The 19,588-nt window shown below is 59.4% G+C and carries 19 protein-coding genes; 9 read left to right on the forward strand and 10 right to left on the reverse strand.

Annotated features, from left to right (window positions below):
• Positions 1-94 precede the first annotated feature (94 nt).
• The 4 genes from glyA (at position 95) to AABM52_RS26655 (ending at position 4,395) form a co-directional block, all read left to right on the forward strand.
• Positions 95-1,348 carry a serine hydroxymethyltransferase gene (glyA, locus tag AABM52_RS26640; RefSeq protein ID WP_347909210.1) on the forward strand — a complete coding sequence of 418 codons (1,254 nt, stop codon included), beginning with the start codon at positions 95-97 and terminating at the stop codon, positions 1,346-1,348.
• 271 nt (positions 1,349-1,619) lie between these two features.
• Positions 1,620-2,933, forward strand: coding sequence for a C4-dicarboxylate transporter DctA (locus AABM52_RS26645; RefSeq protein ID WP_347909211.1), 1,314 nt, complete (start codon positions 1,620-1,622; stop codon positions 2,931-2,933).
• 48 nt (positions 2,934-2,981) lie between these two features.
• Positions 2,982-3,686: a FadR/GntR family transcriptional regulator gene (locus tag AABM52_RS26650; protein WP_347912695.1), complete on the forward strand. Its 705-nt coding sequence runs from the start codon at positions 2,982-2,984 to the stop codon at positions 3,684-3,686.
• Between the two features lie 25 nt (positions 3,687-3,711).
• The gene (locus AABM52_RS26655) at positions 3,712-4,395 is read left to right on the forward strand and encodes a GntR family transcriptional regulator (protein WP_347909213.1); all 684 of its coding nucleotides are present in this window, start codon (positions 3,712-3,714) and stop codon (positions 4,393-4,395) included.
• Between the two features lie 107 nt (positions 4,396-4,502).
• Here the strand turns inward: AABM52_RS26655 and yjiA are convergent, their stop codons facing one another.
• The 3 genes from yjiA to AABM52_RS26670 all read right to left on the reverse strand — a co-directional run bounded on the left by yjiA (position 4,503) and on the right by AABM52_RS26670 (position 7,919).
• The gene (gene yjiA, locus AABM52_RS26660) at positions 4,503-5,477 is read right to left on the reverse strand and encodes a GTPase (RefSeq protein ID WP_347909215.1); all 975 of its coding nucleotides are present in this window, start codon (positions 5,475-5,477) and stop codon (positions 4,503-4,505) included.
• 162 nt (positions 5,478-5,639) lie between these two features.
• Positions 5,640-5,837 carry a YbdD/YjiX family protein gene (locus AABM52_RS26665; RefSeq protein WP_007895266.1) on the reverse strand — a complete coding sequence of 66 codons (198 nt, stop codon included), beginning with the start codon at positions 5,835-5,837 and terminating at the stop codon, positions 5,640-5,642.
• A 15-nt stretch (positions 5,838-5,852) separates the two neighbouring features.
• Complete coding sequence (locus tag AABM52_RS26670) at positions 5,853-7,919, reverse strand: carbon starvation CstA family protein (RefSeq protein WP_347909217.1); 2,067 nt, start codon at positions 7,917-7,919, stop codon at positions 5,853-5,855.
• A gap of 160 nt (positions 7,920-8,079) precedes the next feature.
• Here AABM52_RS26670 and AABM52_RS26675 point away from each other — a divergent pair, with 160 nt between their 5' ends.
• Positions 8,080-8,448 carry a PilZ domain-containing protein gene (locus tag AABM52_RS26675; protein ID WP_347909219.1) on the forward strand — a complete coding sequence of 123 codons (369 nt, stop codon included), beginning with the start codon at positions 8,080-8,082 and terminating at the stop codon, positions 8,446-8,448.
• A gap of 42 nt (positions 8,449-8,490) precedes the next feature.
• Here the strand turns inward: AABM52_RS26675 and radA are convergent, their stop codons facing one another.
• A complete protein-coding gene (radA, locus tag AABM52_RS26680) occupies positions 8,491-9,858 on the reverse strand; it encodes a DNA repair protein RadA (protein ID WP_046041753.1) in 1,368 nt (455 codons plus the stop codon).
• A 628-nt stretch (positions 9,859-10,486) separates the two neighbouring features.
• Here radA and mscL point away from each other — a divergent pair.
• A complete protein-coding gene (gene mscL, locus AABM52_RS26685; protein ID WP_347909221.1) occupies positions 10,487-10,900 on the forward strand; it encodes a large-conductance mechanosensitive channel protein MscL in 414 nt (137 codons plus the stop codon).
• Positions 10,901-10,943: 43 nt separating this feature from the next.
• Here mscL and AABM52_RS26690 read toward each other — a convergent pair whose 3' ends face one another.
• Entirely contained in the window at positions 10,944-11,720 is a 777-nt protein-coding gene (locus AABM52_RS26690) for a ferredoxin--NADP reductase (RefSeq protein ID WP_347909223.1), read from the reverse strand.
• Positions 11,721-12,025: 305 nt separating this feature from the next.
• Between AABM52_RS26690 and AABM52_RS26695 the strand changes: the two genes are divergently transcribed.
• Both AABM52_RS26695 and AABM52_RS26700 read left to right on the forward strand, forming a co-directional pair.
• Positions 12,026-12,739 carry an autoinducer binding domain-containing protein gene (locus tag AABM52_RS26695; RefSeq protein ID WP_347909225.1) on the forward strand — a complete coding sequence of 238 codons (714 nt, stop codon included), beginning with the start codon at positions 12,026-12,028 and terminating at the stop codon, positions 12,737-12,739.
• Between the two features lie 175 nt (positions 12,740-12,914).
• On the forward strand, positions 12,915-14,039 hold the full coding sequence (locus AABM52_RS26700; protein ID WP_347909227.1) for a methyltransferase: 1,125 nt from the start codon (positions 12,915-12,917) through the stop codon (positions 14,037-14,039).
• A gap of 64 nt (positions 14,040-14,103) precedes the next feature.
• Here AABM52_RS26700 and AABM52_RS26705 read toward each other — a convergent pair whose 3' ends face one another.
• From AABM52_RS26705 to AABM52_RS26715, 3 genes are all read right to left on the reverse strand, one after another.
• Entirely contained in the window at positions 14,104-14,271 is a 168-nt protein-coding gene (locus AABM52_RS26705) for a DUF2474 domain-containing protein (protein WP_015096916.1), read from the reverse strand.
• 87 nt (positions 14,272-14,358) lie between these two features.
• A complete protein-coding gene (gene cydB, locus AABM52_RS26710; protein WP_056728750.1) occupies positions 14,359-15,366 on the reverse strand; it encodes a cytochrome d ubiquinol oxidase subunit II in 1,008 nt (335 codons plus the stop codon).
• 3 nt (positions 15,367-15,369) lie between these two features.
• A complete protein-coding gene (locus AABM52_RS26715) occupies positions 15,370-16,806 on the reverse strand; it encodes a cytochrome ubiquinol oxidase subunit I (RefSeq protein ID WP_347909229.1) in 1,437 nt (478 codons plus the stop codon).
• 393 nt (positions 16,807-17,199) lie between these two features.
• On the opposite strand from AABM52_RS26715, the gene AABM52_RS26720 reads away from it, so the two are divergent.
• Positions 17,200-18,459 carry an MFS transporter gene (locus AABM52_RS26720; protein ID WP_110657144.1) on the forward strand — a complete coding sequence of 420 codons (1,260 nt, stop codon included), beginning with the start codon at positions 17,200-17,202 and terminating at the stop codon, positions 18,457-18,459.
• On the opposite strand, the gene AABM52_RS26725 is transcribed toward AABM52_RS26720, so the two are convergent.
• Positions 18,456-19,007 carry a DJ-1 family glyoxalase III gene (locus AABM52_RS26725; RefSeq protein ID WP_347909231.1) on the reverse strand — a complete coding sequence of 184 codons (552 nt, stop codon included), beginning with the start codon at positions 19,005-19,007 and terminating at the stop codon, positions 18,456-18,458. The two genes, AABM52_RS26720 and AABM52_RS26725, sit on opposite strands and share 4 nt — an antisense overlap.
• A gap of 68 nt (positions 19,008-19,075) precedes the next feature.
• A complete protein-coding gene (locus tag AABM52_RS26730) occupies positions 19,076-19,522 on the reverse strand; it encodes a DUF4879 domain-containing protein (RefSeq protein WP_347909234.1) in 447 nt (148 codons plus the stop codon).
• Positions 19,523-19,588 lie beyond the last annotated feature (66 nt).

The following is a 19,588-nucleotide window of genomic DNA, read 5'->3' on the forward strand; positions in this document are numbered from 1 at the left end:
CACTTGTCTGCGACATGATGCCGTTTCATATGCCATCTAAAACCCATTGGGTTAGAATGCCCCCCTTTTCCGCCCCCGATCCCTGAGGACCGCCATGTTCAGCCGTGATTTGACTATTGCCAAGTACGACGCCGATCTCTTTGCCGCCATGGAGCAAGAAGCTCAGCGCCAGGAAGAGCACATTGAGCTGATCGCTTCGGAAAACTACACCAGCCCTGCGGTGATGGAAGCTCAAGGCTCGGTACTGACCAACAAGTACGCCGAAGGTTACCCGGGCAAGCGCTACTACGGTGGTTGCGAGTTCGTCGACGTGGTTGAGCAACTGGCCATCGATCGCGCCAAAGAATTGTTCGGCGCCGATTACGCCAACGTTCAGCCACACGCCGGTTCCCAAGCCAACAGCGCCGTTTACCTGGCCCTGCTGCAAGCGGGCGATACCATCCTGGGCATGAGCCTGGCCCACGGTGGTCACCTGACCCACGGTGCCAGCGTTTCGTCCTCCGGCAAGCTGTACAACGCCATCCAGTACGGCATCGACGCCAACGGCCTGATCGACTACGACGAAGTCGAGCGCCTGGCCGTTGAGCACAAGCCGAAAATGATCGTGGCCGGTTTCTCTGCCTACTCGCAGATCCTCGACTTCCCACGCTTCCGCGCAATCGCCGACAAGGTAGGTGCTTACCTGTTCGTCGACATGGCCCACGTGGCCGGTCTGGTCGCCGCTGGCGTCTACCCGAACCCGGTTCCATTCGCTGACGTCGTGACCACCACCACCCACAAGACCCTGCGCGGTCCACGTGGCGGCCTGATCCTGGCTCGTGCCAACGCCGACATCGAGAAGAAGCTGAACTCCGCCGTATTCCCGGGTGCCCAGGGCGGCCCGCTGGAACACGTGATCGCGGCCAAGGCGATCTGCTTCAAGGAAGCGCTGCAGCCTGAGTTCAAGGTTTACCAGCAACAAGTGGTGAAGAACGCCCAGGCCATGGCCAGCGTGTTCATCGAGCGCGGTTTCGACGTGGTTTCCGGCGGTACTGAGAACCACCTGTTCCTGCTGTCGCTGATCAAGCAGGAAATCTCCGGTAAAGACGCCGACGCCGCGCTGGGCAAAGCGTTCATCACCGTGAACAAGAACTCCGTGCCAAACGACCCACGCTCCCCGTTCGTCACCTCCGGCCTGCGCTTCGGCACCCCGGCTGTGACCACTCGCGGCTTCAAGGAAGCAGAGTGCAAGGAACTGGCCGGCTGGATCTGCGACATCCTGGCTGACCTGAACAACGAAGCGGTAATCGATGCCGTTCGTGAGAAGGTCAAGGCCATCTGCAAGAAGCTGCCGGTGTACGGCGCTTAATCAGCCCGCTAAACCGTAGCTGTAAAAACCGGCCAGAGATGGCCGGTTTTTTTTCGCCCGTTTTTTATTCAGCAGGGGAAGGCTCTAAACCGGGCTCCCCCACCAACTGGTAAGACCGGTCATGCCAATTTCTTAATTTTCGCTTGCGAACGACCAAAAACAGCGCCTAGACTGCGCCTGCACTGGACATACCGGTAAGACCACAATAATTAAGTCCTGAATCTGATGTGCCCCGCACACGGCAGCCAGGACACCGACCAGGATTCCTCCCATGCTCAGATGGTGCTCGCGTTCAATCTTCCTCCAAGTGGTTCTCGGACTGGTGCTCGGCATCGTCTGTGGGCTGACCCTTCCCGAATACTCCGCTCAGCTCAAACCGCTCGGTGACGGTTTTATCAAACTGATCAAAATGCTCATTGGCTTAATTGTGTTCTGCGTAGTGGTCAGCGGCATCAGCGGTGCCGGCGACCTCAAGAAAGTCGGCCGTATCGGCCTCAAATCGGTGATCTACTTCGAAGTGCTGACCACCATCGCCCTGGTGATCGGTCTGGTGTTCGCCTTCAGCACCGGCATCGGCAGCGGCGCGAACATTCACCTGGAGCAGCTTTCCGCAGCCGACATGGGCGACATTGCCCAGCGCGGCCAGCACATGCACACCACCACACAGTTCCTGATGGACCTGATTCCGACGTCAGTGATCGGTGCCTTCGCCGATAACAACATCCTGCAGGTCCTGCTGTTCTCCGTGCTGTTCGGCAGTGCGTTGAATCTGGTGGGCGAGGCGGCATCGGGTATTTCGCGGCTGATCAATGAACTCAGCCACGTGATCTTCCGCATCATGGGCATGATCGTGCGCCTGGCGCCGATCGGTGTGTTCGGTGCGATCGCCTTCACCACCAGCAAATATGGCCTGGACTCGCTGCAACACCTGGGCAGCCTGGTCGGCCTGTTCTACCTGACCTGCGTGGCCTTCGTGTCCCTGATTCTCGGCCTGGTGATGCGCCTCTCCGGCTTGAAGATGTGGCCATTGCTCAAGTACCTGCGCGAAGAACTGCTGATCGTCATGGGCACCGCTTCGTCCGACGCTGTGCTGCCACAAATCATGCGCAAGCTTGAGCACCTGGGCATCGGCAGTTCGACGGTGGGGCTGGTGATTCCAACGGGTTACTCGTTCAACCTCGACGGTTTCTCGATCTACCTGACCCTGGCCATCGTGTTCATCGCCAATGCCACCGGTACGCCGCTGGCAATGACCGACCTGCTGACGATTCTGTTGGTATCGTTGATCACCTCCAAGGGGGCCCACGGCATTCCGGGCTCGGCGCTGGTGATTCTGGCGGCCACCCTGACAGCCATTCCGGCCATTCCGGTGGTGGGTCTGGTGCTGGTGCTGGCCGTGGACTGGTTCATGGGCATTGGCCGGGCGCTGACCAACCTGATCGGCAACTGTGTGGCGACCGTCGCCATCGCGCGGTGGGAAAAGGACATCGATGTGCAGCGGGCGAACAAGGTACTTTCCGGCCAGGCGGGTTATACCTTTCAGCCGAGAAAACCGGTTGCTCAAGCGACAGCCAAAGAATTCTGAATGAACGCCGTGCCTGCCGACCGCAGGCACGGCTCATGGAGCGAACAAGTGATTACCTCATCAACCGTCGTCAACTCAGTGGTAGAAAAACTTCGGGCCGCTTTGGCCCGTGGTCAGTGGCGCTCCGGCGAAATGCTGCCGGGGCAACGCGATCTGGCCGAACAACTGGGCATCAGCCGCCCGAGCCTGCGTGAAGCCGTCATCGTTCTGGAAACCCTCGGTCTGGTGCGCTCGATGCCGGGCAAAGGCGTGGTGGTGCTCGAAGCCAATCTCGCCGACAGCCAGACGCATGACAGTGCAGTGGCCGCAGCGAGCCTGGAAGACGTGCTGCAACTGCGCTACACCCTTGAGCCGTTCATCGTCGGCCTGGTGGCGCAGTCCATCAGCAGCAAGGAAGTCGGGCAACTGCGCCTGACCCTGATGGACATGCGCGAAGCCCTGGAGGCCAATGACAGTGAAGCCGGCGTAAGCGCCTACATCGCGTTCCACGAAGAGCTGTTCACGCTGACGTCGAACCCGATCTTCCAGAGCGTGGTCCTGCAAACCAGCAATGCCCTCAAGCAAAGCGCCGACGTGTTGCGCAACTCCCCAGAACATCTGGCTGAACGCCTTGAAGAAAACGAAGCCGTGGTACGGGCGATCCGCAGCAAGAACAGCGCCCAGGCCAGCGCCGAGATGCGTCGGCACATTTTGCGCGAAGGTCAGCGCATGGGCATCGAACTGAACATCCCGGAAGACAACTTCGGCAGTTGAAACCTCTTCGAACTGGAGATTGGCCATGAACAGCTTCGCCTCGCCACAAACGCTCGCTACCCTGCCCGTCCGCCCTTCGGTGGATGATCTGTATTCGCGGGTCCTCGATGCCATTTTCGAACAGCGCATCCATTCGGCCAGTCGCTTTACCGAAGAAAGCCTGGCGCAGATGTTCGGTGCAAGGCGTAGCGACATGCGTGATGTACTGACGCGACTGTCCCATCAGCAGATCATCATCCTTCGCGTCAACCATCGTCCCCGCGTCGCCGAGCTTGATGTCGAGCAGACCCGGCAGACACTGCACGCCCGGCGTCTGGCCGAGATCATGCTGGTGCGACTGGCCTGTCAGCGACCTTGCGCACAAGACTTGAAGCGCCTGCGGACACTGGTCGAAAACGAGCGTCAATGCGCCGAGCGTGGCCGGGCGATTCGCTTGTCGGGAGAGTTTCATCTGCAGTTGGCACAAATGGCGGGGAATGCACCGCTAGCGCATTTTCTTGAGAGCCTGGTACCGCTGACTTCCTTGGCGATTGCGCAGTTTGATCTGCAGCAGAAGGATTATTGCGTGGAGCACATGGAGATTCTGGATGCGCTGGAGCGAGGAGATGCCGCGACGGCGCAAGTCGCGCTCAACCGGCATCTGGATTATCTGGAAGATTTGTTGCTGAGCCCTGCATCGGCGCTGGGCCAAAACTGTGCCACGGGTTAGATCGCTTTCGTCGGAACGCCGCCCGGAGCAGGCTCGCCCCCACAGGGGACTGCACTTCAGCGAGCCTGCTCGCGATGGCGACTTAAGGCTCGCTGCAATTTCTGACTTTAATCCGCCGCCACCCGCGCAAACCCCTCGCGAATCTTTTCTTCCGGCAAGTCATCGGCAATGAACACGATCACGCTTTCGCGCACGTCGTCTTCATCCCACTCTGTATCCCAGTCGAAACCATAAAGCTTCAGCACCCCCTGAAACACCATGCGACGCGATTCGCCGAGGATATTCAACACGCCTTTGTAGCGCAGCAACTGCTTGCCATGCTCCTCCAGCAGCTCGTTCATGAACTCGCTGAGCTTGTCGATATCCAGCGGCTTTTCAGTGCGCAGCACCAGGCTGGAAATGCGGTCGATGGACGGAGCAGCCTGGCTGACCGGGCGCAAACTCACGCCACCACCGAGGTCGGCATTGAGGTTGAAGCCGCGTACATCGAGCAACTCGGCCAGGTCGATCTTGCCGTGGTCGACCACGCGGATCGGCGCACGGCGGTTGATGCGGGTCAGTCGCTCGCTCAACGCGGTGAAGGTTGGCTCGTCCACCAGGTCACGCTTGCTCACCAGCAAGCGGTCGGCGAATCCGACCTGCGCCTGGGCGATGGTCTGGGTCAGGTGCAAGTCGGCATGTGCCGCGTCGACCAGCGTGATGATGCCGTCGAGGATATAGCGCTCACGCAACTCTTCGTCGATGAAGAAGGTTTGTGCCACGGGCGCCGGATCGGCCAGGCCGGTACATTCGATCACCAGGCGGTCGAAGGCGATGTCGCCCCGGTCCAGACGCTCGAGCAACAGATAAAGCGCTTTGGTCAGGTCGGTGTGGATGGTGCAGCAGACGCAGCCGTTGGACAGTGTCATCACTTGTACCGGTTCATCGCCCAACAACTGGGTATCGATACCGGCATCGCTGAATTCGTTCTCGATCACGGCAATTTTCAGGCCGTGCTCGGCCTTGAGCAGGTGACGCAACAGGGTGGTCTTGCCGGCGCCGAGGAAGCCGCTGAGGATCGTGACCGGGATGGGAGAGGACAAAATTGATCTCCTGTTTCACAAAACTGATAAACAACACAAAACAAATGTGGGAGCGGGCTTGCTCGCGATAGCGGCTTAACATTCAACATCATTGTTGATTGACAGTCCGCCATCGCGAGCAAGCTCGCTCCCACAGGTATTGCTGTTAATCCGACAACCGGATCAACAGCACTTCGGCCCACCCTTGCCACCGTAACGGGCTTCCTGACGCTCCCGAAAGAACATCTCATAGCTCATCACCGGTTTGTCCGGGTGTTTGGTCTGCATATGCTCGACGTAGTTGTCGTAGTCGGGCATGCCGACCATCAGGCGCGCGGCCTGACCGAGGTATTTACCGAGGCGACTCAAGTCATTGAACATGCTGCAATCCTCTGGTTACGCATCCGGCAGCGCCTGGAATGGCGATTCTTTATCCGTACGTTCTTTTTTACCCCAGGCGGCAATACCGACCTTGAGTGCATAGAACAGGATGCTGAACACCACAAACAGGAACAGCGCAGTCAGCGTTGCGTTCGTGTAGGCGTTGAAGATCACATGTTGCATCTGAGTGATGTCCTTGGCCGGGGCGAGGATCTGACCATTGGCCAGGGCATCGCTGTATTTTTTCGCCAGGGCCAGGAAGCCGATCGCCGGGTTGGCGTCGAACAGCTTGATGAAGCCTGCGGTGGTGGTGCAGATCAGCAACCACACGGCCGGCAACATGGTGACCCAAACATAACGCTGGCGTTTCATCTTGATCAGCACCACGGTGCCGAGCATCAGCGCGATACCGGCCAGCATCTGGTTGGAGATACCGAACAGCGGCCACAAGGTGTTGATGCCACCCAACGGATCGATCACGCCCTGGTACAGCAACCAACCCCACATCGCCACACAACCGGCGGTGGCGATCAGGTTGGCGGTCCAGGATTCGGTGCGTTTCAGCGCCGGCACGAAAGAGCCGAGCAAGTCCTGCAGCATGAAGCGTCCGGCACGGGTACCGGCGTCGACTGCGGTCAGGATGAACAGCGCTTCGAACAGGATCGCAAAGTGGTACCAGAACGCCATGGTGTTTTCACCCGGCAGGACACTGTGCAGGATCTGCGCGATACCGACCGCCAGGGTCGGTGCACCACCGGCACGGGCCAGGATGGTGGTTTCACCAATATCGTGGGCCACCGCTTGCAGGGCTTCCGGGGTAATCGCAAAGCCCCAGTTGCTGACGGCTGTAGCAACGGCCACCACATCACCGCCGACCACGGCCGCCGGGCTGTTCATGGCGAAGTACACGCCAGGCTCGATCACCGAAGCGGCAACCATGGCCATGATCGCCACGAAGGATTCCATCAGCATGCCGCCGTAACCGATGTAGCGGGCGTTGGTTTCGTTATCCAGCAGCTTCGGCGTGGTGCCGGAAGCGATCAGCGCGTGGAAACCCGATACCGCGCCACAGGCGATGGTGATGAACAGGAACGGAAACAGACCGCCCTTCCATACCGGGCCGGTGCCGTCGATGAATTGGGTCAGGGCCGGCATTTTCAGCTCGGGCATGGTCACCAGGATGCCGATGGCCAGGGCGACGATGGTGCCGATTTTCAGGAAAGTCGACAGATAGTCACGGGGCGCCAGGATTAGCCACACCGGCAACACCGCTGCGACAAAACCGTAACCGATCAACATCCAGGTGATCTGGATACCGGTAAAGCTGAATGCCTTGGCCCACACCGGATCCGCTGCGATCTGCCCGCCGAGCCAGATAGAACCCAGCAACAGCAGCACACCGATCACCGAAATCTCACCGATGCGACCCGGGCGGATGTAGCGCATGTAGATGCCCATGAACATCGCGATCGGGATGGTCGCCATCACCGTGAAAATACCCCACGGGCTCTCGGCCAGGGCTTTCACCACGATCAGCGCCAGCACCGCGAGGATGATGATCATGATCAGGAAGCAGCCGAACAGCGCGATGGTGCCGGGGATACGGCCCATTTCTTCCCGGACCATATCGCCCAGGGAACGGCCGTTGCGGCGGGTGGACATGAACAGGACCATGAAGTCCTGAACGGCACCGGCCAGCACCACGCCGGCGATCAGCCATAGCGTGCCGGGCAGGTAGCCCATCTGCGCCGCCAATACAGGGCCGACCAGCGGACCTGCGCCGGCAATGGCCGCGAAGTGGTGACCAAAAAGAATGTGCTTGTTGGTTGGAACGTAGTCCAGACCGTCATTGTTGAGCACAGCGGGAGTGGCCCGTCGCGCATCGAGTTGCATGACATTGTTAGCGATGAACAGACTGTAGTAGCGGTAGGCGACGAGATAGATGGCCACGGCAGCGACCACAATCCACAAGGCGTTGATTGCCTCGCCTCGGCGCAATGCCACGACACCCAGGGCGCACGCACCTACGATTGCCAGCACCAGCCAAGGCAAATGGCGTAGCGGGCTATTATTATTTTTCATTTTATGATTCCAGCCAGAGTGGACAAGAAAGACAGCCACCCCGAGTTTAGCGCTCCTGACGGCAAAGACCATACCCCGACATTGGTCTAGACACCTGCACGCGCTGGCAGCCTCTGATCATGCGGGTCTATAGTCAGCGTACATTTCCGAGGACCGCGCCATGAGCGAGTACCCTGCCGAACGTCGCCGCTTCAAACGTATTGCGTTCGATGCCCGAACCGAGCTGAGTCAGGGCGAGTCCACCTGGCCGGTGAAGTTGATCGACCTGTCGCTCAAGGGCTTGCTGATCGAACGACCCGATCCGTGGCTGGGCAATCCAAGGCAGGATTTTCTGGTCGACATTCATCTGAGCGAAGAGGCCGACATCACCATGGATGTGCAACTGGCCCACGACGACCATGGCCAACTCGGCTTTGTCTGCCTGCACATCAGCCTGGAGTCCATCGAGCGCCTGCGGCGATTGATCGAGCTCAACCTCGCTGATCCGCAGGAGCTGGAGCGAGAATTGGGGGCGCTGATCGAGATTTGACGGCCTGTCATCGCTCCCACAGGGTTATGTATTCAACTGAAATTATTCGAACAACGCATCCAACGCCTGCTCCAGGCGTGTGACCGCAATGATCTGCAACCCGGCCGGCGCCTCCTTCGGCGCATTGCCCTTGGGCACGATGGCGCGCTTGAAGCCGTGCTTGGCGGCTTCCTTCAAGCGCTCCTGACCGCTCGGCACCGGACGCACCTCACCGGAAAGCCCGACCTCACCGAACACCAGCAGATCGTGGGGCAACGGCCGGTTGCGCAAACTGGACATCACCGCTGCCATCAACGCCAGGTCGGACGCCGTTTCCAATACCTTGACCCCGCCGACCACGTTGAGAAAAACGTCCTGATCATGAGTCGGAATGCCGCCGTGACGGTGCAGCACCGCCAGCAACATCGCCAGCCGGTTCTGGTCCAGCCCCAGTGTGACTCGACGGGGGTTGGCCAGGTGACTGTCGTCCACCAGCGCCTGAACCTCCACCAGCATCGGCCGCGTGCCTTCCCAGGTTGCCATCACCACGCTACCCGGGACTTCTTCCTGGGCCCGGGTCAGAAATATCGCCGAAGGGTTGGAGACTTCTTTCAGGCCCTTGTCGGTCATGCCGAACACGCCAAGCTCATTGACCGCACCAAAACGGTTCTTCACCGCCCGCAGCAGACGCAAGCGACCGTCGGACTCGCCTTCGAAATACAGCACGGTGTCGACCATGTGCTCCAGCACCCGAGGGCCAGCCAGCGCGCCTTCCTTGGTGACGTGGCCCACCAGGAAAATCGCCGTACCGCTCTGTTTGGCATAACGCACCAGCAATGCCGCGCTTTCACGCACCTGGGATACACCACCCGGTGCCGATTGCAGCTGCTCGGTAAAGATCGTCTGGATCGAGTCGATCACCATCACCTTGGGCTTTTCCTGACGGGCCGTGGCGATGATGGCTTCGATGCAGGTTTCGGTCATCACCCGCAGTTGATCCTGAGGCAACCCCAGGCGCCGCGCACGCATGGCCACTTGCTGCTGGGATTCTTCACCGGTGACGTACAGCGCCGGCATGCTCTTGGCGAGGTTGCACAAGGTTTGCAACAGAATGGTCGACTTGCCGATGCCGGGGTCGCCACCGATCAGCACCACCGAGCCATCCACCAGACCACCACCCAGAACCCGGTCGAGCTCACTGGAAGCGGTGGAGAAGCGCGGAATTTCCTCGACACTGACTTCGGCCAGGGTCCTGATCTGCGCCTGCTGACCGGCCCAGCCGGTACGACCGCTGGGGGCAGCTGCCCCGCCGCTTTCCACCATGGTTTCGGTGAGCGTGTTCCAGGCCCCGCACTCACCGCACTGGCCGGCCCATTTGGGAAAGGTTGAGCCGCACTCGGTGCAGCCGTACATGCGCTTGGCCTTGGCCATCGGAACTCCCGGAAAAAAACGCGATGATAGCTCAGCTGAAGCGCGCGAGTACGGCCGGATACTTCGCAACCCTTTGGATGATCTTAAACAGCGACATTAAACGCAGAGATATTGATACACACTCAATTACAAGTCTTGTATAAGTTTCCTTGTTCAACATAACCAACAAACTCTAGAGACAGGGCTTACTGTACAACTTGAAAACCTATACAAACCTTATCCAACACACAACTCCGAAAACACTTACACAAAGCGCGGCTATTAACGCAGAGAAATACGCAGTTTGCTACCCCCCGAACTAACCAAATAGTCCACATCACTACAACAGCAATCTATTTTCAATACCGCCCACTGACCACTATCTGCCCGATCAGCTTTCAACGTCCCGATTCGGTGATAGCCCCTCAACCTTGGCTCGCTCACACAACGAAGCCATATCGCTGAAAAACGTCATATGCAAAACACCGCAGAAGGCCTGGCCGCCCCACAGTTGAGATCCATCGGTGATTTTTTCAACACCACCCGCTGTCGATTGCTCGCAAGCGCGGCAGGCAGTTGATTCGAGCAGAATGCGATTTGGTGATTTACACTGCGTTCATCAACCTCATCTGTAACAAGGAAATAACCTATGGGCGTGCTAAATGAGTTCAAGGCCTTCGCGGTCAAAGGCAACGTGGTCGACATGGCCGTCGGCATCATCATCGGTGCGGCCTTCGGCAAGATCGTCACCTCGTTTGTCGGTGACCTGGTCATGCCACCAATCGGGATGCTGATCGGTGGCGTCGACTTCAGTGATCTGGTCGTAACGCTCAAGGCAGCGGACGGCGCGACTCCGGCGGTGGTGCTGGCTTATGGCAAATTCATCCAGACCATCATCGACTTTGTCATTGTCGCCTTCGCGATCTTCATGGGCGTCAAGGCTATCAACCGCCTGAAGCGCGAAGAAGCCGTGGCCCCCAGCCTGCCGCCGGTTCCAACCAAGGAAGAAGAGTTGCTGGGCGAGATCCGCGACTTGCTCAAGGCCCAGAACAACCGGCCTTGACGGCATCAGCATAAAAAACGGCGCCTTCGAGGCGCCGTTTTTCTTACCAGAAGTTTTCCACCGCCACCTGGCCGGGTCGCCGGCTGAGGCTCAAGTGCATGTCCCGCTGCTTAAGCAGCTTGCGCGTGTCATCGATCATCTGCGGATTACCGCACAGCATGACCCGAGAATGCTCAGGGGTCAGCGCAACACCCGCGACGCGCTCCAGCTCGCCGTTTTCAATCAGCGTGGTGATCCTCCCGTTCAATGAGCCGGGATGCTGTTCACGAGTGACCGTGGTGATGAGTTGAAGTTTATGGGCGTACTCCGCCAGATACTCACGCTTGGCCAGCCCTGCGATCAGCTCCTGATAAGCCAGTTCCCGGGCTTCGCGAACGCTGTAGACCAGGATGATCCGCTCGAATCGCTCCCAGACTTCGAAATCCTGAAGTATCGACAGGAACGGCGCGATGCCCGTGCCGGTGGATAACAACCACAGATCGCGCCCATCGACAAACCGGTCCAGCGTCAGGTAACCAAACGCCTGGCGGTCGACCAGCAATGCATCGCCGACACCCAGCCGGCTGAGCTCGCTGGTGAACTCACCGCCAGGTACGACAATGGAAAAGAACTCGAGGAACTCGTCAAAGGGCGAGGACACCATGGAATAGGCGCGCCATACCGTGCTGCCGTCAGCCTTGGTGACACCCAGCCGGGCAAATTGTCCCGCCCGAAAACGAAAACCTGCGTCCCGGCTGGCACGCAAGGTAAACAGGTTCGGGGTCAGCGGATGAACCTCGAGCAAGGTCTGACGGGTAAATTTTTCCTCACTGACGGACATGGAAGGCTCCAATCGAAAGATACCCCAGTGTCCCGCAAAGAAAGCAGCGTAACCACCGACAATTTGTAGTGGCATTAACGAGCACTACCGATCGAACATTAAATGCGACATACAACCATGATTATAAAATGACATATGGCATTTCATAACTCGTCTATTGCCTAAGAACCTGGAACACACTTTTCCAACAGTCAAAAGAACAAAATTGTCGAACCATCCATGTAAGAACCGTCCTACACTTCGTGACGTGCCGGATTTCGGATCCAATACTGCATCCGAACAACAGGCACATGGAGATCATGTGTATGGAGATCTGGAAGGAGTCACAGCTCAAACATTTGGCCCACACGCAAGAGATCAATACGGCCTATCGAATCGCGCTCAATTTCGCTAGAAACCTTGGATATAAATTTTGTGGCTTTTCAATTACTTCGACCTCAGTCGGGGCCGACGCCAGTACGGTGAACCTGAACAATTTTCCCCAGGAGTGGAACAGTCAATATGAAAAAAACAACGCCACACAAATAGACCCGATAGTGGCGCATTGCAATCACTCAACGCTGCCTGTTCTCTGGAGCGAAGAGCTTTTTTCCAGGACGCCATGGCTATGGCAGTTGCTGCAGCAACAAGGTTTGCAGCATGGCTGGTCCCAGGCGATCCACGATGAGGAAACCGGTCTGCGCAGTATTCTCAGCCTTGCCAGAAGCCATTGCCCGATTTCAGCCTATGAGCTGTACGAGCATCTTGGATTCTCGGTATTCATCAGTCGCCATTTGCACGCTCTGGCGATCGCAATGCAACCGAGAAAACCGGTTCCCCCCCAGGCTCCCCCCTTGTCACGGCGGGAACTCGAAGTATTGAAACTGTCGGCCGATGGCAAGACGGCCTATGAAATTTCCAGGATCCTCAGTTTGAGTGAACGCACGGTCAATTTTCATGTGCACAGGGCTATCGAGAAGTTCGGCGTCAATAACAAGATTGCGGCAGTCATCGCCGCGGCCCGGTCCGGAGCCATCTGAAAGCGCCCGCCCGCGGGAAAACCTGCGGGTAATCCAGGCAAAAAAAACGTACCATTTGCGGTCCCTCCTGAGTGATGGCGTGTAGACCTTCACGACGCAGTACACTCGGACGGCTCCGCCCGCTTCAACGCCTTCAGGCAGCGGGACATCCGTTGATTACCCAGAGCCCCGCCCCATGCCTTTGCTCGAAACACCCTTCGCCAGCCTCGACCTGATCCGCCAGCCCGAACAGCAGAACGAACCGCTGCAAGCTTTCGATGCAGCCGATGAATACCTGCTCAATCATCTGGCCGAACAGCAGCCGGCCTCGGACACCCGGGTATTGGTGCTCAATGACAGTTTCGGCGCGTTGGCGGCGAGCCTCGCGGGCAAGGTGCGGGTGGTCAGCAGCGGTGATTCGTTCCTGGCCCTGCAGGGTCTGGAAAAGAACCTGGTGCGCAACGGCCTGGCCTTTGATGCGGTGCCGAGCGTACCCGCCAGCGAAGCCCTTGCCGGGCCGTTCGACTGCGTGCTGATCCGTGTACCGAAAACCCTGGCGCTGCTGGAAGAACAACTGATCCGCCTGCAAGGCCAACTGGCACCCGGCGCCCAAGTGGTTGCCGCAGCCATGATCAAGCACCTGCCTCGGGCGGCGGGTGACCTGCTGGAGCGTTACATCGGCCCTGTGCAAGCCTCGTTGGCGGTGAAGAAGGCGCGGCTCTTGATTGCCACGGCTCAGGACAAAACGCCATCGGTGTCGCCTTACCCAACGCGATACAGACTCGACGAACCGGCCATCGAACTGCTCAACCACGCCAACGTGTTTTGCCGCGAAGGCCTGGACATCGGCACCCGGGCATTTTTGCCACACCTGCCGAAAAACCTCGGCTCGGCGCGGGTCGCCGATCTCGGTTGCGGCAACGGCGTCCTGGCCATCGCCAGCGCCCTGCAAAACCCCGAGGCCCACTACACGCTGGTGGACGAGTCGTTCATGGCCGTGCAATCGGCCTTCGAGAACTGGCGCGCTGCACTGGGTGAACGGGAAGTGATCGTGCGCCCCGGTGATGGCCTGGCCGGGCAGGAACCGCAATCACTGGACGTCGTGCTGTGCAATCCACCCTTTCACCAGCAACAGGTGGTGGGCGACTTCCTGGCCTGGCGGATGTTCCAGCAGGCGCGAGAAGCGCTGGTCGTGGGCGGCGCACTGTACATCGTCGGCAATCGTCACCTGGGTTACCACAGCAAGCTGGCGCGATTGTTCCGTGGCGTCGAGCAAGTGGCGGCCAATCCGAAATTCGTGATCCTCAAGGCGCGCAAGTAACAGGCAAAAAAAACCCTCCGGTCGGAGGGTCGTAAATCCGTGCCCTGAGGCCACGGGAGAGATGTCAGTGCGTGGTCAGGCCGGCCGCGTTCATGAACAGGCGCATCAGGCTGGCGACGATGAACAAGGCACCCACGCTGCCGACCCAGATCAGGGCCAACCAGCCGAGCCGCTGCCATAGCGGCTTTTTTTCGGCTTCTTCAATGTCGTGCAGGGAATGTTTGCCGTTCATTGATAAATCCTCCGATGTAGATCGATGGCGTCTGTCAGAACGCCATCGCGAGCAGGCTCGCTCCCACAAGGTTCGCGGTGCACAGGGCTAGTGGTAGCCGTCTTCATGGGTCACCTTGCCGCGGAACACGTAGTAGCTCCAGAAGGTGTAGCCCAGGATGAACGGGATGATGAACAGCGTGCCCACCAGCATGAAGCCCTGGCTTTGCGGCGGCGCGGCGGCATCCCAGATCGAGATCGACGGCGGGATGATGTTCGGCCACAGGCTGATGCCCAAGCCGCTGTAACCGAGGAAGATCAGCACCAGGGTCAGCAGGAACGGCGTGTAATGCGCGTTGCGGGCCACGGCGCGGATCAGGCCGTACATCGTCACCAGCACCAGGATCGGCACCGGCATGAACCAGAACAGATTCGGCATGGTGAACCAGCGGGCGGCGATATCCGTGTGGGCCAACGGGGTCCAGATGCTGACGATGCCGATCACCGCCAGCAGCACGAAGGCCAATGGCCGTGCCAGGTCATGCATCTGTTCCTGCAACTTGCCTTCGGTCTTCATGATCAGCCAGGTGCAACCGAGCAACGCATAAGCAACCACCAGCGCCGCACCACAGAACATCGTGAACGGTGTCAGCCAGTCCAGTGAACCACCGGCGAACTGCCGGTTGACCACCGGCAGCCCATCGATGAACGCGCCGAGCGCAACGCCCTGGAAAAACGTCGCAGTGACCGAACCACCGATGAACGCCTTGTCCCACAGGTGACGCTTGTCGTCCCTGGCCTTGAAGCGGAACTCGAAGGCCACGCCGCGGAAGATCAACCCGATCAACATCAGTATCAGCGGCAGGTACAACGCCGAGAGCACCACCGAGTAGGCCAGCGGAAACGCGCCGAACAACGCCGCGCCCCCCAACACCAGCCAGGTCTCATTGCCGTCCCACACAGGGGCGACGGTGTTCATCATCACATCGCGATCGGTCTTGCCCGGAATGAACGGGAAGAGAATGCCGATGCCCAGGTCGAAACCGTCCATGACTACGTACATCATGATGCCGAAGATGATGATCACGGCCCAGATCAGCGGAAGATCAATACCCATGATTCAAATCTCCTTGGTCAGGTTGTGGCCGGCATCGGCGTGATCGTCGTCGGCTGCGGACAACGGCCGGGCCGGTGTGCGTTTCTGGCCGGGGCCACCGTCGTTGGTTTCCTTGCCTTCGTCGGTCTTCGGCCCCTTGCGCACCAGGCGCATCATGTAGCCAAGACCGGCGCCAAACAGCGCGAAATAAACCACGACAAACAGGATCAGGGTGATGCTCATCTGCATGAAGCTATGGTTGGACGACGCATCCGCCGTACGCATCAGGCCATAGACCACCCACGGCTGACGGCCGATTTCCGTGGTGAACCAGCCAGCGAGGATCGCGATCAGGCCGGACGGCCCCATCCACAGCGCCAGGTACAGGAACGGCCGCGAGGTGTAGAGGGTGTCGCGCTTGCGCAGCCACAGGCTCCACAAACCAGTGAAGATCATCAGGAAGCCCAGGCCCACCATGACCCGGAACGACCAGAACACGATGGTCGAATTCGGCCGGTCTTCAGGCGGGAACTCCTTGAGCGCCGGCACCTGTTTGTCCAGGGAGTGCGTGAGGATCAGGCTGCCCAGGTACGGGATCTCGACGGCGAACTTGGTTTTTTCCTCCTTCATGTCCGGCCAGCCGAACAGGATCAGCGGGGTCGCCTCGTTGCCCTTGTTTTCCCAGTGCCCCTCGATCGCGGCGATTTTCGCCGGCTGATGCTCAAGTGTATTGAGGCCGTGGAAGTCACCGATGACCGCCTGGATCGGCGCAACGATCAACGCCATCCACATGGCCATCGAGAGCATTTTGCGGATCGCCGGGTTGTCCTTGCCGCGCAGCAAATGCCAGGCCGCGGAAGAACCGACGAAGAAGGCCGTGGCGACGAAGGCTGCCGTGGCCATGTGCATCAGGCGATACGGGAACGATGGGTTGAAGATAATCGCCAGCCAGTCGGTGGGTATGACCTGACCGTTGACGATCTCGAAGCCCTGCGGGGTCTGCATCCAGCTGTTGGAAGCGAGAATCCAGAAGGTCGAGATCAACGTACCGATGGCCACCATCACGGTGGCGAAGAAGTGCAGGCCACGCCCGACCTTGTTCCAGCCAAACAGCATGACACCCAGGAACCCGGCCTCGAGGAAGAATGCCGTGAGCACTTCATAGGTCAGCAACGGCCCGGTCACGGAACCGGCGAAGTCCGAGAAGCGGCTCCAGTTGGTGCCGAACTGATAGGCCATTACCAGACCGGAAACCACCCCCATGCCGAAGTTGACGGCAAAGATCTTCGACCAGAAATGGTAGAGGTCACGGTAGGTGTCGTTATGGGTTTTCAGCCACAGGCCTTCGAGTACCGCCAGGTAACTCGCCAGGCCGATGGTGATGGCCGGAAACAGGATGTGGAACGAGATGGTGAACGCGAACTGAATTCGGGCGAGATCAAGTGCCTCTAAACCGAACATAAGTCTTCCTCTGTCAGGTAGTACGGCTGCTGGCTGGAAGCCTGCACCCACGGCCCCCACGGATATGGAGTGTGGCGAATCTCTGTTTGTTCTTTTTTTTGCACGCATCACAACGCAGGGAGTCTGGCCTTGCGGCCGCCGGATCAATTCCTTTTGTGGGTTTTGATCTGGATCAATCAACGTTGAAAGAGTAGTCCCAATTTCGGGGAGGAACCGCGTGGTCTTTTGCCGCGTGACAAGTTGCCTCACGGCTTTTGTCATCAGCAGCAACACATTCCCTGTGGGAGCGTTAAGGAAATCGATGTCTGGCTAACTAAATTTTTTGTCACGGCAACTTTCTGTTACAGGTTGGTGATAATCTCGCCGTTCCCCTCTCCCCAGATTTCCCCGCAGATGCCCAGCCAAGAGCCCTTGCTGTTACGTCACCACCGCCCTTTTCTCGCGTTCTGGCTGGCCCGGGTATTTACCGCCAGCGGCTTCCAGATGCTCACCGTGGCCATCGGCTGGAACCTGTACCAACTGACCGGCAACGTGCTCGACCTGGGGTTGGTCGGCCTGGTCGAGTTCGCCCCGCGCGTGCTGTTCATGCTGCACACCGGGCACGTCGCCGACCGCTATGACCGGCGCAAGGTCGCGGCAATCTGCCAATCCCTGCAGGCATTGATCGCCCTGTCGTTGGCCATCGGCAGCGCCACCGATCATGTCACCCGGGAAATGATCTTCATCCTGGCCTTCCTGCTCGGTGCCGCTCGCTCCTTTGAAATGCCGACCACCCAGGCCCTGTTGCCAAGTATCGTGCCCAGCGCGCTGTTTCCCCGTGCAGTGGCCGCCGCACAATCGGCCCAGCAATCAGCCACCATCGTCGCCCCGGCCCTCGGCGGTTTGCTCTACGCCTTCGGCAGCGTCTGGGTGTATGGCCCGACGGTTCTGTTGTATGTCATCGCCTGTTCGCTGATGCTCAACCTGCCGGCCCGGCAAACCCCGCTGAACAAGGGCAAGGCCACTCTGGATTCGCTGTTGGCGGGCATTCGCTTCATCCGCAGTCGTCCGGACATTCTCGGGGCGATCTCCCTCGATCTGTTCGCGGTGCTGTTGGGTGGCGCCACGGCCTTGCTGCCGGTGTTCGCCAAGGACATTCTGCTGACCGGCCCGTGGGGGCTTGGCCTGCTGCGCTCGGCACCGGCGGTGGGCGCGCTGCTGATGTCGCTGTTCCTGGCGCGGTTTGCCGTGGAACGCAACGTCGGGCGGGTGATGTTCACCGCCGTGGGCATCTTCGGCGTGGCAACCATTGCCTTCGGCCTGTCGACCTCGTTCTGGTTTTCCCTGGCGGTGTTGGTGGTGCTGGGCGCGGCAGACATGATCAGCATGGTGATCCGCGCCTCGTTCGTTCAACTGGAAACCCCGGACGAAATGCGTGGCCGAGTCAGCGCCGTGAATGGTCTGTTCATCGGTGCCTCGAACCAGTTGGGCGAATTCGAATCGGGCCTTACTGCCCACTGGTTCGGCACCGTGCCCGCCGTGGTCATGGGCGGGATCGGTACGCTGGTGGTGACCGGGGTGTGGGTCAAGCTGTTCCCGACACTGGCCAGCCGCGATCGCATGCACGTGGCTAAAGATGAAGAGAAGGAAGAGGCGAAAGTCCAGGCAGGCTAAACCAACAACTCCCCCGCCACCGCCGTACGTATGGCTTTCCCGCAGAGTTGCTCCACCAGCGCCAGGGCAAACGCCAAAGCGGCGCCTGAGCCTTGAGCCGTGATGCAGTTGCCGTCGACTACCACCGGTTGATCGACGAAGGTACAGCCCGACAGTTGATGGCTGGCCGAGGGCAGGCAGGTCATACGCCGTTGACGCAATACGCCGAAGGCCTGCAGCGCCACGGCGGGCGCTTCGGCGATGCCGGCGAACAGGCGACCGGCCGCCGCCTGATCCTTGATCAATTGTTGCAGGGGTTGGTGGGCTGCCAGGTGCTGCGAACCCACCGCACCGCCGGGCAAGGCAATCAGGTCGAAGGGTTGCGCCAGCAAGTCCACCAGCATCGCATCGGACGTCAGGCGAGTGCCGCGGGCGCAGGTGAGCATGCGCCGCCCTTCGATACTGGCCACCACCACTTCCACTTTGGCGCGGCGCAACACGTCGATCAGGGTGACGGTTTGCAGGTCATCGGTACCCTCGGCAAGGGCAATCAAGGCTCTAAAGGTCATCAGGTGCTGTCCACGGAATGATCTTTTAAGCGTAGTCAGCTTTCCCGCCCCTTGTTCGAGACCTGTGGTTACTTGATGTAAAGCTGCGTCGACAGCGTGTTGCCGGGCGCGTTGATCGAGGTGTTGCTGAAGGTCAGCGTGCCTTCCTGCTTGCCCGCCAGATCGAGGGCATACAAATAGCCGACGGTTTTTTCCCCGGGGGTGCAACTGGTCAGGTTGCCGTTCTTGAACGCGCAAACCGGTGTCCGTGTGCCGTTCACTTCGAAACCGTCGAGGGCAACATGGGCCTCACGCCCGTAACCCACTTCCAGCACGTACACCGTGATGTTCGGGCCATTGTGATCGCAGCGCGTCCGGGTTTGCCCTTCGTCGATGTTCTCGACACCACAGGACGGCGACGCGACCTTGAGCACTTTCAATTGCGTCAGCGGTGGAGCCGAGGCCGCCACGGCCGCTTGAGCCCCGAGAAACAACGCCATCCCTACTCCGAAGGCGGCAACCAGACGCTTTTTCATGCAGGCCCCATCCACCCCAAAAAATCAGCGCGCAGTATGGCGCACTTGGCTTTGTCGCAAAACATC

Source organism: Pseudomonas grandcourensis (assembly GCF_039909015.1).
GTDB lineage: Bacteria > Pseudomonadota > Gammaproteobacteria > Pseudomonadales > Pseudomonadaceae > Aquipseudomonas > Aquipseudomonas grandcourensis.